General features: G+C 41.4%; 13 protein-coding genes. 10 read left to right on the top strand and 3 right to left on the bottom strand.

The window, feature by feature from the left end:
* Positions 1 to 34 precede the first annotated feature (34 nt).
* Complete coding sequence (gene yajC / locus BFI01S_RS02255) at positions 35 to 319, top strand: preprotein translocase subunit YajC (RefSeq protein WP_009333093.1); 285 nt, start codon at positions 35 to 37, stop codon at positions 317 to 319.
* 39 nt (positions 320 to 358) lie between these two features.
* Here yajC and BFI01S_RS22185 read toward each other — a convergent pair whose 3' ends face one another.
* Positions 359 to 745 carry a TIGR04086 family membrane protein gene (locus BFI01S_RS22185; RefSeq protein ID WP_082804448.1) on the bottom strand — a complete coding sequence of 129 codons (387 nt, stop codon included), beginning with the start codon at positions 743 to 745 and terminating at the stop codon, positions 359 to 361.
* A 198-nt stretch (positions 746 to 943) separates the two neighbouring features.
* Between BFI01S_RS22185 and BFI01S_RS02250 the strand changes: the two genes are divergently transcribed.
* On the top strand, positions 944 to 1,594 hold the full coding sequence (locus BFI01S_RS02250; RefSeq protein WP_061791154.1) for a DUF421 domain-containing protein: 651 nt from the start codon (positions 944 to 946) through the stop codon (positions 1,592 to 1,594).
* 28 nt (positions 1,595 to 1,622) lie between these two features.
* Here the strand turns inward: BFI01S_RS02250 and spoVB are convergent, their stop codons facing one another.
* Positions 1,623 to 3,188, bottom strand: coding sequence for a stage V sporulation protein B (gene spoVB, locus BFI01S_RS02245; protein ID WP_061791153.1), 1,566 nt, complete (start codon positions 3,186 to 3,188; stop codon positions 1,623 to 1,625).
* Positions 3,189 to 3,310: 122 nt separating this feature from the next.
* Here spoVB and BFI01S_RS02240 point away from each other — a divergent pair, with 122 nt between their 5' ends.
* From BFI01S_RS02240 to dtd, 8 genes are all read left to right on the top strand, one after another.
* Positions 3,311 to 3,607 carry a post-transcriptional regulator gene (locus BFI01S_RS02240; protein WP_061791152.1) on the top strand — a complete coding sequence of 99 codons (297 nt, stop codon included), beginning with the start codon at positions 3,311 to 3,313 and terminating at the stop codon, positions 3,605 to 3,607.
* A 298-nt stretch (positions 3,608 to 3,905) separates the two neighbouring features.
* Positions 3,906 to 6,170 (top strand): protein translocase subunit SecDF, encoded by a 2,265-nt coding sequence (gene secDF / locus BFI01S_RS02235; RefSeq protein ID WP_061791151.1) that lies wholly within the window; start codon positions 3,906 to 3,908, stop codon positions 6,168 to 6,170.
* Between the two features lie 131 nt (positions 6,171 to 6,301).
* Positions 6,302 to 7,204, top strand: a complete 903-nt coding sequence (locus tag BFI01S_RS02230; protein ID WP_061791150.1) for a cation diffusion facilitator family transporter — start codon at positions 6,302 to 6,304, stop codon at positions 7,202 to 7,204.
* Between the two features lie 23 nt (positions 7,205 to 7,227).
* The gene (locus tag BFI01S_RS02225; protein WP_061791149.1) at positions 7,228 to 7,545 is read left to right on the top strand and encodes a LapA family protein; all 318 of its coding nucleotides are present in this window, start codon (positions 7,228 to 7,230) and stop codon (positions 7,543 to 7,545) included.
* A 154-nt stretch (positions 7,546 to 7,699) separates the two neighbouring features.
* Positions 7,700 to 10,069, top strand: a complete 2,370-nt coding sequence (gene recJ, locus BFI01S_RS02220; protein WP_061791148.1) for a single-stranded-DNA-specific exonuclease RecJ — start codon at positions 7,700 to 7,702, stop codon at positions 10,067 to 10,069.
* The gene (locus BFI01S_RS02215; protein ID WP_061791147.1) at positions 10,060 to 10,572 is read left to right on the top strand and encodes an adenine phosphoribosyltransferase; all 513 of its coding nucleotides are present in this window, start codon (positions 10,060 to 10,062) and stop codon (positions 10,570 to 10,572) included. Before recJ ends, BFI01S_RS02215 begins: the two co-directional genes overlap by 10 nt.
* A gap of 292 nt (positions 10,573 to 10,864) precedes the next feature.
* Positions 10,865 to 13,060, top strand: a complete 2,196-nt coding sequence (locus tag BFI01S_RS02210) for a RelA/SpoT family protein (RefSeq protein WP_061791146.1) — start codon at positions 10,865 to 10,867, stop codon at positions 13,058 to 13,060.
* A gap of 14 nt (positions 13,061 to 13,074) precedes the next feature.
* Complete coding sequence (gene dtd, locus BFI01S_RS02205; RefSeq protein WP_048010352.1) at positions 13,075 to 13,515, top strand: D-aminoacyl-tRNA deacylase; 441 nt, start codon at positions 13,075 to 13,077, stop codon at positions 13,513 to 13,515.
* Positions 13,516 to 13,563: 48 nt separating this feature from the next.
* Here dtd and BFI01S_RS02200 read toward each other — a convergent pair whose 3' ends face one another.
* Positions 13,564 to 15,309, bottom strand: a complete 1,746-nt coding sequence (locus BFI01S_RS02200; RefSeq protein WP_235831075.1) for an N-acetylmuramoyl-L-alanine amidase family protein — start codon at positions 15,307 to 15,309, stop codon at positions 13,564 to 13,566.
* Positions 15,310 to 15,485: the final 176 nt, after the last annotated feature.

Raw genomic sequence — 15,485 nt, 5'->3', positions numbered from 1 at the left:
TAAATCGGGCCGTTCTTTGAAAGGGGGGAAAACAATGGAGCTTTTAGGAACATTAGGACCATTATTGCTGATGTTTGTTTTATTCTATTTCCTGTTAATTCGTCCGCAGCAGAAACGCCAAAAGGCAGTTCAGCAAATGCAGAGTGATTTGAAAAAGGGAGATAAGGTTGTTACAATCGGCGGCCTTCATGGATTCGTTGATGCCATCGACGAAGACAAAGTGGTTATTAAATGTGGTGACGGAAGCCGTCTTACATACGATCGTGCAGCGATCCGCGAAGTAACGCAGGCAACTGGCGATGCATTAGCAAAATCTTAATATCAAAAAAGAAGGTCCTCAAACTCAGGACCTTCTTTTTTATGCGGTTCTTTTTGTGTTGAGATTCACTCCCAATATACCGCCCATCATGGCTGTAAGTGTGAAACAGGTGTGGTATATCATTTGCTCCATATTAAATAAACTGTCATGCCCCAAATATTGAAAAAGAAAAATGACGATTGAATAAATAAGGCCGGTTAGGCCTCCGAGCAGCCAGCCTTTTTGCTTGCCTTTGCCTCCGGAAATGAACCCGCCTGCAAAAAGAGAAATGAATGAAACAGCAGTAATAATATACTGCAGGGATGACTCCTGCAGAGATGTAAACCGCAGGAGCAGTGAAAAAATGAGACTGCCGGCAACGGCAATGGCAAAAATCGCAATAATACCGTAAAGGACAGCGCTGCCAAAGTTCTTTGATTCTTCTATATGAACCCTCTCCCTTCTTAATAAGTAATAGGAACAGCTTTCAACCCTTGGGGAAGCCAGCCTTTTTCCTTAGTACAAGCATATTCAGACAATGAAAAAATAGAATATAAATTGTTCAAAGAAAAAACCTCATATACTCATAAAAGTTCAAATATGCGGAAGAATAGAAAGGATTGCATCAAAAGGAGTGCTGTAGAAGTGGAAGAATATCTAATCATCATTGTAAGAACCTTATTTCTATATGCAGTCATTCTTCTCATCTTTAGACTAATGGGCAAAAGGGAAATTGGTGAACTAAGCATCTTGGACCTCGTCGTCTATATCATGATTGCTGAACTTGCAGTTGTCGCTATTGAAACTCCGGATTCAAATATTTTGAAAAATGTGCTCCCCATGCTCCTTTTGATGGTTGTACAAATTGTATTGGCCATATTCTCCCTGAAGAGCAAAACATTCAGGGACGTAGTTGATGGAAAACCGACCATAATTATTAATAAAGGAAAAATAGATGAAAATGCCATGAGGAAGCAGCGGTATAACTTTGATGACCTGCTTCTGCAGTTAAGAGAAAAAGATATTGCCAAAATCTCCGATGTGGAATTTGCTATCCTTGAATCCTCAGGTACATTGTCCGTGTTTGAAAGAAATGACAGTAAAGAGGGAGGGATAACGATCCCTTTAATTATAGATGGAACGATTCAGAAAACGAATCTGGAAACGATAAATAAAAGCGACTTTTGGCTGCGTCAGGAACTTCGAAAAGAGGGGTATAAAGAAATATCCAATATTTCTTTCTGCAGTTATGAAAATGGCCAATTTTATGTGGACCTGCTTGATGAAAGAAAATAAACAAGGACAGTTCAGCTGACCTTGTTTATTATTTAAATGCAAGCCTGGATATCATTTTGCCGATTCCCGGAATACGAATTAAGTCATTCTTTCTAATCAGCTTTAAGATTAATAAAAGGATGGTATAGACAATTGTGATGACTGTGGATATCAAAATAACCCTTAAGGCGGTATTCATGTCTGAGGCAAGGATGTTTTTTAGCATCCAGAACCCTAAGCCTCCTGACATACCCATTGCAATAATCGTTTTTATATAATCCCTTACGAAAAAAGTAAAAGAAATAGCTTTCAGAACGGTTGCAAAGTGAAGCATTGTAACCAGAACTGTGCCTGTCAAAATCCCCATTGCAACTCCGTTTATCCCGAATGCAGGCTGGCTGGCAAGGAGAAAGATAACGGCCGTCTTTACAACAGCTCCAATCAAACTGTTGATCATGGCCGCACGGGCAAGATTCAATGCCTGTAAAGTTGCCTGAAGCGGACCCTGATAATAATAAAAAAGGAAAAAGGGCGCCATCAGTTTAATAAAATGAGAACCGCTTGAGGAGCCATACATCACTTCCATTAACTGATCGGAAAGGACGTAAAGAACCACCACTGCAAGGCCCCCGGTAATGAATGCGAATCGAAGAGCCTGCTGAAGCCGGTATTCGATCAGACGCATATTATTTTGGGAATTTGCCTCGCTTATAGCGGGAACAAGAGAAGTTGACAGAGAATAAGTAATAAACGATGGCAGCATCAGCAGAGGCATGGCAAAGCCCGTAAGAGCACCATACTGCTTCGTAGCCGCAGCTGCTGCCACACCTGCAAGTGCCAGACTCTGCGCTACCACAATCGGTTCAAAAAACCAGGCGACAGAACCGATCATTCTGCTCCCAGTCGTTGGGAGAGCAACGGTCATCAATTCGTTAAATGTACTTTTTCCGGAAGACACATATTTAAAAAATTGTTTCCTGACTCTGAATTTCTTTTTAAGCTTAAATGTGGTCATCAAATAAAGCAATGATGCAAGCTCCCCGATGACTGCTGCCAGCATGGCGCCCGCAGCCGCATATTCAATTCCATATGGCAGAAATGCCTTAGTCATTAAAGCGATCAGACTGATTCGGACTATCTGCTCAATCATCTGGGAATAGGCAGCAGGCTTCATGTTTTGCCTGCCCTGGAAATAACCGCGAATGACTGAGGAAACTGCAATGATCGGCACAATCGGAGCGATTGCCATCAAAGGCAAATGGGTCCGGTTATCAGTAAAGAGTGTCTCTGATAATAATGGAGCGAGCAAAATTAAAGCGGGAGTGAAAACAATGGAAAGCGAGATGGTAGTTGCCAAGGAAACAATTAATATTTTTTTAATTTTTGCTGTATCTCCTCTTGCCTCTGCCTCGGCCACATTTTTAGAAATAGCAACCGGCAATCCAATCTGTGTGATGGTGACGACAAGAATCATGGTGGGAAAGGCCATCATATATAGGCCAACACCTTCTTCTCCAATAAATCGGGCAATGACAATTCTGTTAATAAAGCCAAGGACCCTGGTCACCAGCCCTGCAGCGAGCAGGATCATGGTACCTTTCAGAAATTTGGACATTCAACTCCCTGCCTTCTCAAAATGGGTAATATCATATACAATTATCTATATGCAAGATAGAGGACAAAGCATGACAAGCTATCATAATTTCCATGTTATTAATGGCGGGGAGGCGGCTGAAAATGAAAATCGGCCATGAATATGATTATTTTCGCACTACTGTAAAACCTGCATTGGAAAGCAAACTGGAGGAATTTCGGCTTCTGGGATATAAAAAAGTGACTGAACAGGAACTCTGGGGATATCTGACAAAGAAAAAGTGGAAAAAACCAAAAGAAAATGTCAGGCTATTTCAAATTGTGGAAGAAGTAATGGGGGTAAAGGTGAGTGAATACATTCACTATGCTACCATCGAGTCTTTTAAAGAAGCAGAATTTGATTTAGATAATGAAGAAGAACGAAAAAAACTATTAAAGTAGCCCGGTGTTTCCAATTTTTTCAAGGATTAACATGATATAAGACAAATTGACAGGTTTTACAATCTGTTTCATAATGAAAAGCGGAGTAATCGGCATTTTCATGTAATAGGTTATACATAGAATGAAAGTTAAGGACGAGTAGTAAAAGTATCAAACAGTAGTCTTAATTAACGTGAAGGCTTATTAGATAGTAATGCAGCCTTCACGTGCAGGAATGATAGTAAATAATGTATCACTCCGCTGATGCAGTGCCTGTTATATCAAGTAGCGGGCGATAGTTAAGGAGGATTTATTCAGAATGGTAAAGCGCAGCCGTATCGTTGCTTTTTTCCTGATTGTTTTATTATTGGGAAGCTTGGCTGGGGCAACGACAAACAACATCTTAAAAAATATTAAGCTTGGACTTGATTTACAGGGCGGATTTGAGGTTCTCTATGAGGTAACACCAAAAGATGGGCAGAAGGTGACTAAAGAAGTCCTAGCAAGTACTGCCGAAGCGCTTGACAGGCGAATCAATGTACTTGGAGTCAGTGAGCCGAATATCCAGATTGAGGGAGATAAGCGGGTCCGTGTTCAGCTTGCCGGTGTAACAGATCAGAATAAAGCAAGGGAAATTCTGTCCACAGAAGCTAATCTTTCATTTAGAGATGTTAATGATCAGTTGATGATGGATGGTTCAGATCTTGCTGAAAATGGTGCAAAGCAAACATTTGATGAAAATGGAAAGCCAAGTGTTTCTTTGAAGCTGAAAAGCGCCGGCAAATTTAAAGATGTAACCCAAAAAATTGTCAATATGGGAGCGCCAAATAACCTGCTTGTCATTTGGCTAGATTTTGAAGAAGGCCAGGATTCCTTCCAGGCTGAGGCAGCAAAAAAAGACCCTAAGTACTTATCTGCTCCGCAGGTAAGCCAAATCTTTAATCAGGATACTGTTTCCATTGTTGGGAACTTTACAATTGAAGAAGCACAGACGCTGGCGGATTTATTGAATGCAGGATCCCTTCCTGTACAGCTCGATGAAGTTTATTCAACATCAGTAGGTGCTAAATTTGGTGAGCAGGCAATGGAAACGACTATTCTTGCCGGAATAATAGGGGTATTGATTATCTTTATCTACATGATTGCGGTATATCGTTTCCCTGGATTTATTGCAACTCTTACTTTATCGTTTTATATTTATCTGATTTTACTCGTTTTTGACTGGATGAATGGCGTATTGACGCTGCCTGGTATTGCTGCGCTCATTCTGGGGGTTGGTATGGCGGTTGATGCGAATATCATTACCTATGAGAGAATCAGAGAAGAAATGAAAGTGGGCAGAACAATCAAATCTGCTTTCCAGGCTGGAGAGAAAAATTCACTTTCCACCATCTTTGATGCTAATATCACAACAATTCTGGCAGCAGCCGTATTATTCTTGTATGGGACAAGTTCTGTAAAGGGATTTGCTACCATGCTTATAATAAGCATTCTGGCCAGCTTTATTACTGCTGTATATGGTACAAGGCTGCTTATGGGGCTTTGGGTCCAAAGTAAAGCACTTGATAAGAAACCAGGCTGGTTTGGTGTTAAGAAAAGTGAGATCAAAAATATTGCAGAAAATTACGATACCCTTGATTTGCCGACCAAATTTGATAAATTTGATTTTGTAGGGAACCGCAAGAAGTTTTTCATCCTTTCTGCTGTTTTAATTACTGCAGGAATAATTGTTCTTTCTATATTCCGCTTAAATCTTGGAATCGATTTTGTCAGCGGTACCCGGATTGAGCAGCAGGCAAGTGAATCCTTAACAAAAGAAAAATTCCAAGCTGAATTATCAGCCCTTGGAATCGAGACAGATGATATTGTCATCTCTGGAGATAATAATGAAATTGGTGTTGCTAGGTTTAAAGATGTTTTAACTAAAGACGAAATAGCAGAAGTTAAAACTCAATTTCATGAAAAATTCGGTCAAGATCCGAATGTCAGCACAGTTTCACCAACTGTAGGAAAAGAACTTGCTAAAAATGCACTGAAAGCTCTTGCGATAGCCTCTGTAGGCATTATCATCTATGTATCCATTCGCTTTGAGGTCAAGATGGCCATTCCGGCAGTACTGGCACTTCTGCATGATGCCTTCTTTATTATCGCAGTATTTAGCTTTACACGCATGGAAGTGGATATTACCTTCATTGCAGCAATTCTTACAGTGGTCGGTTACTCAATAAATGATACAATCGTAACGTTCGACCGGATGCGTGAGAATATGCAGAAAAAGAAAAAACTCAAGTCATTTGAAGATATTGCGGATGTTGTAAACAAGAGTCTTCGCCAAACGCTTGGCCGCTCTGTAAATACTGTTTTAACGGTTGTATTTACAGTCGTTGCGCTGCTTGTGTTTGGAAGTGAATCGATCAGAAACTTCTCGTTTGCACTTCTTATTGGTTTAATAGCAGGTACTTATTCTTCCATTTTCCTTGCTGCACAGATTTGGGCAGTATGGAAAGGCAAGGAACTGAAAGAAAAAGGCGTTATTCATACTGTTAAAGAAAAACGCAAAGTCAGTGACGAACCTCAAGTGTAATTTACAAAACTCAGGCGAGTGCCTGAGTTTTTTTTATTAAATCAGGATGCTGCCTATTTTACAAATTTGGTTAATGATTCCGGGAAATAGGATAAACTAATAGCAAGATCAGGGAGGAAGGAAGTATCGCTTTGGAAAATAACGATCGTTTTAAGAAAGCTGAATTTGCAGCTATAATTGGCATCGTGGGCAATATTATTCTTGCCGCCCTCAAATGGGGAATTGGCGTTTATTCAGGAAGTAAAGCGCTGGTGGCGGATGCGGTTCATTCGGCTTCAGATGTTGCCGGATCCTTTGCTGTATATTTGGGTCTGAGGGCTGCGAAACAGCCGCCGGATGAGGATCATCCATACGGCCATGGCAAAGCTGAATTGATAGCAGCCATAATTGTTGCCGTCCTGCTGTTCCTCGTGGGAATTGAAATTGGCAAATCATCATTTGAATCATTCTTTTCGCCAATTGAACCACCAAAAGCGATTGCAATAGCTGCAGTGCTGGTTTCCATCATTGTGAAAGAAGCAATGTTTCGGTATAAGTATAATTTGGGAAAGAAACTAAACAGTGATGCTTTAATTGTAAATGCTTATGAACACCGTTCAGATGTTTATTCATCAATTGCAGCTTTGATAGGCATTGGCTGTGCGATTATTGGCGGAAGAATGGGGATCGAGTGGCTTGAGTATGCAGATCCTGTGGCTGGCCTCATTGTGTCCCTTATGATACTCCAGATGGCATGGCGGCTTGGGAAAGAATCCATTCATAGCACACTTGATCATGTGCTTCATGAGGAGGATACATTTGAAATGCGCAAAACGGCTGAATCCGTCGAACAGGTTAAAAGAATTGATGAACTGCATGCCAGGGAACACGGACATTATGTAATTGTTGATATTAAAGTTTCAGTGGATCCGAATATGACTGTTGAGGATGGCCACCGGGTCGGCAAAGAAGTAAAAGGCAAGCTGCTCCAATTGGAAAATGTACAAAATGTCTTTGTGCACATTAATCCTTATAGCAAGGAGCGAATAAATTAGAGAATGATCAGGGAGAGGATAGCATGAAATTTCAATGGACTTTATTATTTGGTTTTTTATTTGCACTAATAGTAGCTGTTTTTGCAGTGATCAATGTCGATAATGTAACGGTAAACTACTTGTTTGGGGAAAGCCGGTGGCCGCTGATTCTAGTGATTTTAGGATCTGTCCTTATGGGGGGACTAATTGTCGGTTCTGTGGGCTTTGTCCGTATTTACTCACTTCAAAGGCAAGTGAAAATACTAAAAAAGGAAAATGAAAAGCTGAAAGCAGGAAATGCTGTAAAAGATAATGCTGATAAAGAAGAATCTGAAAAAGAGCTGGATAGGGATATACATTAAAAACTTGAACTTTTGCTCAAGTTTTACTTTTGAACGCAGAAAAGTGACCTGAAGCTCCTGTTTTTCTTTCCAGAATTGTATGGATTATCCCGATTTTAACTTATTGAAACGCACCTTCCCCTCTTGTATAATTAATAAGCTGAGGGGTGAACGTATGTTACATTCAAGAACGCGATGGATTGTTCGGCAAACACAGGAGGATAAAGTGCAGCGGCTTTCAGAGGAACTGAATATTTCTCCTCTTGCAGCATCGCTGTTAATTAATCGCGGAATGGATACCGTTGATTCAGCACGGTATTTTCTGATGGATAATAAGCAGGAATTTCATGATCCTTTTTTAATGACAGATATGGCAATTGCTGTTTCCAGAATAAAAGAAGCCATAGAAAAACAAGAACCTATTTTAATTTTTGGTGATTATGATGCGGATGGTGTGACTAGCACTTCTGTCATGATGATGGCACTTAGAGATCTCGGTGCTGTCGTCCAATTCTACATACCGAATCGTTTTACTGAAGGCTATGGACCAAATATCCCGGCTTTTGAACATGCAGCCGAAACTGGCATCCGTTTAATTATTACTGTAGATACTGGAATCTCTGCTGTAAATGAAGCAAAAGCTGCAAAAGAGCTTGGAATGGATTTGATCATTACAGATCACCATGAGCCCGGCCCTGAGCTTCCTGAAGCATTGGCCATTGTGCATCCTAAGCATCCGGAAAGCAGATACCCATTTCGGGAACTTGCAGGTGTTGGAGTAGCCTTTAAGCTTGCACATGCACTGTATGGTGAAATGCCTGATCACTTTTTGGAAATAGCTGCTATCGGCACAATTGCTGACCTTGTTTCTTTAACAGGAGAAAACAGACTTATTGCCAAGCGCGGAATTCAAAAACTGAAATCAACTAAAAATACAGGTTTGAATGCTTTGTTTAAAGCGGCACGAATCGAGCTTCCATCCATTAGTGAGGAAACGATCGGCTTTACAATCGGCCCTCGCCTCAATGCAGCCGGAAGGCTTGAAAGCGCGGATCCTGCTGTGGATTTGCTTCTGACAAATGATCCTTATGAAGCACAGGCCATTGCCGAAGAAATTGAAATGCTGAATAAAGAGAGGCAAGCTATTGTCAATGACATTGCAGCACAAGCGGTTCATGAGGTTGAAACAAATTTCCCAATCAGTGAGAATTCTGTTATTGTTGTTGGGAAAGAAGGATGGAACGCCGGGGTAATCGGAATAGTAGCTTCGAAGCTTGTTGAAAAGTTTTACCGCCCGGCCATTGTCCTTAGTTATGACAGTGAAAAAGGGCTGGCGAAGGGTTCAGCAAGAAGTATAGAAGGTTTTGATCTGTTCAAAAATCTATCTGAATGCCGGGATATCCTGCCTCACTTTGGAGGGCACCCGATGGCAGCAGGTATGACTTTATCCATTGATTCGGTTGATGATCTGAGAAGCAGACTGAAAACTCTTGCAAATGAACAGCTGACTGAGGAAGATTTTATTCCTGTAACCTCCATTGACGGGGTTTTCCATATAAAAGATATCAATCTTTCTTCTATTGCAGAGATGCAGCTGCTTGCTCCATTTGGGATGGGGAATGCAAAACCGAAAGTAATGATAAAAAATGCTAATATTGCTGCTATGAGAAAGATCGGATCTGAACAGACCCATATTAAAGTCACAATCGAGAATGATGGATCTTCACTTGATGGCATCGGTTTTGGGCTTGGGCATTTGCATGAGCATATTTCACCATACTCCAAGCTGTCCGTTATTGGTGAATTATCCATTAATGAATGGAATAATATTAAAAAACCGCAAATTTTCCTGCAGGATCTGGCAGTAAACTCCTGGCAGCTGTTTGATATCCGGAGTTTAAAACGGCTTGAAAGGCTTCTAGGTGTCATTCCTGAGGCAAACACAACCTGGATATTTTTTAATGAGGAATATATTTCTAAATATAAGACATTTGCAGGGGAAAACATGGTGAAAATAACATCTGCAGAAGATGCAGAAGCCATAAAACTAGAAGGCTCAAACGTTGTACTGGCTGATTTGCCGCCTTCAAAGGAAATCCTTGCACATGTTTTCTCCGGCAAAAAACCTGCCAGAATCTATGCTCATTTTTATAAAGAAGACAGTGACTATTTCAGCACACTGCCCACAAGAGACCATTTTAAATGGTATTTTGCCCTGATTGCTAAAAAAGGTTCAATTGATATCAGGCGTCATGGGAATGATATAGCCAAGCATAAGGGTTGGAGCAGGGAGACGGTAGATTTTATGTCTCAAGTGTTTTTTGAATTGGAATTTGTTAAAATAAATAATGGTGTCATTTCGTTAAACAATACATCCACTAAACGGGATTTAGCTGATTCACGAACTTATCAGCTTAAACAGGCACAATATACTCTTGAGAGCGATTTGCTCTATTCATCCTTTCAGCAGCTCAAAGACTGGTTTGATGAAGTTATGCAAGGGGCTGTAAAACATGAGGAGGCAAAGGAAGAAAAATGGACTTAAAACAGTATATAACAATTGTAGAAGATTGGCCGAAGCCAGGCATTAAATTTAAAGATATTACAACACTTATGGACAATGGTGAAGCGTATAAATATGCTACTGATCAAATTGTTAAATATGCACGCGAAAAGAAGATTGACCTGGTAGTTGGCCCTGAAGCCCGCGGATTCATCATCGGCTGTCCTGTGGCTTATTCTTTAGGTGTAGGCTTTGCTCCAGTCCGCAAAGAAGGTAAACTTCCACGTGAAACAGTCAAGGTTAATTATGGCCTTGAATATGGCAAAGATGTATTAACCATTCATAAAGATGCCATCAAACCAGGGCAAAGAGTCCTGATCACTGATGACCTCCTTGCAACAGGCGGAACAATCGATGCAACCATCCAGCTGGTTGAAGAACTTGGCGGAGTTGTGGCAGGAATTGCATTCCTCATCGAGTTATCATACCTCGACGGGCGTAAAAAGCTGGACAACTATGATATTTTGACATTGATGCAGTATTAATTTTTTATACAAAGAGAGCGCCAGACGAAATGGCGCTCTTTTTAATTTATTTGAAAATAATATTTAAAGGGCTTCCAAATCCATTTATGGAAATACGATAAAGGAATTCGGACAAAAAACGACAAATTTTTTGTTATTCCCATAAAAATAACAGTCTATCCCTTTACATCTTCACTTTTTTTTTCGATAATAGTAGCAATATTAATTTTTTTAATAACTTGTTATTATTGATCAATTTCAAAATTATTACATTATGCAACTGCATAAAATTCAGGGAGATAAAGGTGATTCCATGGCGAACGATCAAGTTCTGACCGCCGAGCAAGTCATCAACAGGGCAAAAGAATATTTAAACGATGAGCATGCAGAGCTTGTTAAAAAAGCATACGAGTTTGCCAAGCATGCCCATCGTGAACAATATAGAAAATCCGGTGAACCATACATCATCCATCCAATCCAGGTAGCAGGCATCCTTGCTGATTTGGAGATGGATCCATCTACGGTTGCAGCCGGCTTTCTTCACGATGTGGTTGAAGACACCGAAGTCTCATTGGAGAATATCGAAGAAGCCTTCAATTCAGAAGTGGCCATGCTTGTCGATGGTGTAACGAAGCTGGGGAAAATTAAATATAAATCACAGGAAGAGCAGCAGGCTGAAAATCACCGGAAAATGTTTGTGGCTATGGCCCAGGACATCCGTGTAATCTTGATTAAGCTTGCTGACCGCCTTCATAATATGCGGACACTTAAGCATCTGCCGGCTGAAAAGCAGCGCCGCATTTCAAATGAAACACTTGAAATCTTTGCACCTCTTGCCCATAGGCTTGGAATCTCCAAGATTAAGTGGGAGCTTGAAGATACCGCTTTGAGGTACCTAAATCCGCAGCAGTATTACCGGATTGTGAACCTGATGAAGAAAAAAAGGGCGGAGCGCGAAGAGTATTTAGATGATGTAATCAATGTTATGAGGAGCCGAATGTCAGAGGTCTCAATTAAATCAGAAATCTCCGGACGTCCTAAGCATATTTACAGCATCTACCGTAAAATGGCGCTTCAAAATAAGCAATTCAATGAGATATATGATTTGCTGGCTGTACGCATTGTTGTTAACAGCATTAAGGATTGCTATGCGGTTCTCGGGATTATTCATACATGCTGGAAGCCAATGCCCGGCCGTTTCAAAGATTATATTGCCATGCCTAAACAGAATATGTATCAGTCACTTCATACTACGGTGATCGGACCAAAGGGCGACCCTCTGGAAGTCCAGATCCGCACTATGGATATGCACAGAATTGCAGAGTTTGGTATTGCTGCCCATTGGGCCTATAAAGAAGGAAAAAGAGTGAATGAAGGCTCTTCTTTTGAGGAAAAACTGACCTGGTTCCGTGAAATCCTGGAATTCCAGGATGATGCAGCAAATGCCGAAGAATTCATGGAATCATTAAAAATTGATTTGTTTTCCGATATGGTGTTTGTTTTTACTCCTAAAGGGGACGTCATCGAGCTTCCTTCCGGATCAGTCCCAATTGACTTTGCTTACCGGATACATTCGGAAATAGGAAACAAGACAATCGGCGCCAAAGTGAATGGGAAAATGGTAACCCTCGATTATAAGCTGAAAACCGGGGATATCATTGAAATTCTGACATCCAAGCATTCCTATGGGCCAAGTAAAGACTGGCTGAAGCTGGCCCAGACTTCACAGGCAAAAAATAGAATTCGGACTTTCTTCAAAAAGCAAAGAAAAGAAGAAAATGTGGAAAAAGGGAAAGAGCTTGTTGAGCGGGAGATCCGCAATATGGATTTCGAGCTGAAGGAAATCCTGACACCTGATAATGTCAAAAGGATTGCAGAGAAATTCAATTTCGCCACTGAGGAAGATATGTATGCTGCTGTTGGCTATAATGGGGTAACAGCCCTTCAGGTTGCCAACAGGCTTACAGAAAAATGGCGCAAGAAGCGCGACCTTGAACAAACCTCCGATATTACAAATGCTGTTTCGGAACTGAAGACATTTACTTCAGCCAAAAAGCGCGAATCCGGTGTCCGGGTTTCCGGCATTGATAACCTGCTCATTCGCCTTTCCCGCTGCTGTAATCCTGTCCCAGGTGATGAAATCGTCGGGTTTATTACAAAGGGCAGAGGTGTCTCTGTACACCGTGATGATTGCCCTAATATCGAAACGGATGATGCAAAACAAAGGCTTATACCAGTTGAGTGGGAAACAGCATTAAATGACCGGAAAGAATACAATGTTGAAATTGAAATTACCGGTTATGACCGCAGAGGATTATTGAACGAGGTCCTTCAGGCTGTTAATGAAACGAAAACCAACATTTCAGCCGTTTCAGGACGCTCGGACCGAAATAAATCAGCAACGATCAATATGTCCATTGCTATACACAATGTAAGCCACCTGCAAAGGGTTGTGGAGCGGATAAAGCAAATCCCTGATATATATGCAGTAAGAAGGATTATGAACTAAAGGGAGCAGATAGAATGCGTGTTGTAGTGCAGCGAAGCAAAGAAGCCAGCGTAACGGTTGACGGGGAAACCGTTGGAAGCATCAAAAAAGGGTTTGTTTTGCTCGTTGGAGTCACCCACGAAGATAAAGAAGAGGACGCAGCTTTTCTGGCTGATAAGATTGCCAATCTTCGCGTCTTTGAAGATGATGCCGGCAAAATGAATCTATCACTGCTCGATCAGGAAGGTGAAATTCTTTCGGTCTCTCAATTCACATTATATGGAGATTGCCGAAAGGGCAGACGTCCCAATTTCATGGACGCGGCAAAGCCTGCGCATGCCGTGAAAATCTATGATGCTTTTAACCGGTTTTTAGAAGCTAAAGGCCTGAAAGTGGAAACAGGTGAATTCGGCGCCATGATGGATGTTCAGTTAACCAACGATGGGCCTGTTACCTTAATTTTAGAAAGCAAATAATGAACGCAAAAAGCCCCGGCATCCCAATGTGAGTGCCAGGGCTTTTTGCTAATTCTTAAAATATCGTGCAAGCCCCTGACAAATTCCTGCTGCTGCTGATTGCTGATACTGTGCAGAAGCTATCAGGGCTTCTTCTGCGGGATTGCTCAGGTATCCGAGTTCGATCAGAACAGCATTTCGTTTGTTCTCTCTGATTACATGATAATCTCCGACTCTAGAGCCCCGATCTCTCAGGTTTGTCATTGCTGTTACATTGGAGTGGATATTGGCTGCAATCTCCTTTTGGAAAGGATGGTAGTAATAGGTAGTCGCTCCTCTGGCAGTCCGGTCCGGAGTGCTGTCATAATGAATGCTGATAAAAGCATCTGCATTATGATCATGTGAGATCCCTACTCTAGAAGGAAGCGGCAAATAGGTATCCCCGCTCCTGGTCAGAATGACATTAGCCCCGGCAGCCCTTAATTTTTCGGCGAGCAATTGAGCAGTCCTGATTGTAATATCCTTTTCACGTGTCCCTCTTGCTCCTGTTGTCCCATTATCACGGCCTCCATGACCTGGATCAAGGACAATTGTTTTATTTTTTAAATGCTTTTCTGCTCCCGGCTTTGTTACTGCAGGTGCAGATCCTTCAACCGTTACGATCCAGCCGGCTACAAAACCCTTTCCGCCGTTTGGCAGGCGAATTTCGTACCAATCATTATTCAGACTGATAATTTCAAAGCTGTCTCCTTTATTTGCCCTGTGAACGACAGCTGACCGGGTACTCGCTTTTTTTCTAATATTTGATCCGTTATGTAAGATAATTGCAGAACTGCCGTTTACATTTTGCTGAGAAGAGCCGGAATTCTTTTCGGCAGTTATGTCTATAAACCAGCTTGCCGCCCATCCGTAAGAACCAGGCTTAAATTCAATCTTTACCCAATTATCTTCTACTTCAAGAATGGAGAAAGTTTGGCCTTTGGCAACTGAACCAATTGGTTTCCCATTTAACGATGCTTTGTTTCTTACCGTTAAAGAGGTTGCAGTTACAGTGCCGGTTTTCCCGGATGATGACTGTTTTGGTTTGCTTTCTGATTGTGAGGGTTGAACCGTAATATATTGGCTGCTGATCCATCCTGTATTTCCCGAGAAAGAGATTTCTGTCCAGCTGTCATCTTGAGAAAGAACGGCAACTGTCTCCCCCGAATTAAGTTTGCCGATGATATCACTTTGAAGAGATGGCTTGTTTCTCACATTTAGAGAGTTTGCCGTGATCTTCCCGGTTTGGCTGCTGCGGGATGAATTCTTCTTTTGTTTGCCGCTGAATTGGACAAATTCATTTGCCACCCATCCATCTCCAAAAGGAGTTTGAATCTTAATCCAGCTTCCTTCTGTGCTCTTGACCTTATAGGCTGTTCCTTTTTGGATAGCCCCCAGAACCCCGTAACTTGTACCAGGTCCATTTCTCACCCTAAGGCCATCTGTTGTGACAACCACCTGGGAATTGTTACCTGACGTTTTTTCTCCAATCTGATTTGAAGTCATATTGGAAACAAGCCAGCTTGCGACATAGCCATTTTCTCCCTGGAAATTAATTTTAATCCATTCTCCTTCACGGGAAAGGGCGTTAAATTGGTCTCCTTTCTGGGCTTGTCCCAGAATGGGGTAGCTTAAACCCGGCCCTTGACGGACGTTAAGATTATTGGTGGTGATTGTTACAGAACTGTTTTCAGCTTTAACCTGTGTTTCCGGCTGTGTTATGCCAGCTAAAAGCATAAGGCATATCACGAGAATAAGTGGCTTTCTTTTCTTCAACAGGCCGCCTCCTTTCATAATAAAAATCCTTATTAAAAGAAAAACAAACAAGGTGCCCGCAGTCAAGAGAACTTTGGTCCTAAAATACTTCTCCATCTTGTGCAATATCCCTTCTAATATCGGATTATCAGCCATCAATTTTAGCTGGGGAATTTAATTTGTCCGTTATGAAACAT

The sequence above is a fragment of the Cytobacillus firmus NBRC 15306 genome (assembly GCF_001591465.1).
Taxonomy (GTDB): domain Bacteria; phylum Bacillota; class Bacilli; order Bacillales; family Cytobacillaceae; genus Cytobacillus; species Cytobacillus firmus.
This window is presented reverse-complemented; position numbering and strand designations above follow the sequence as displayed.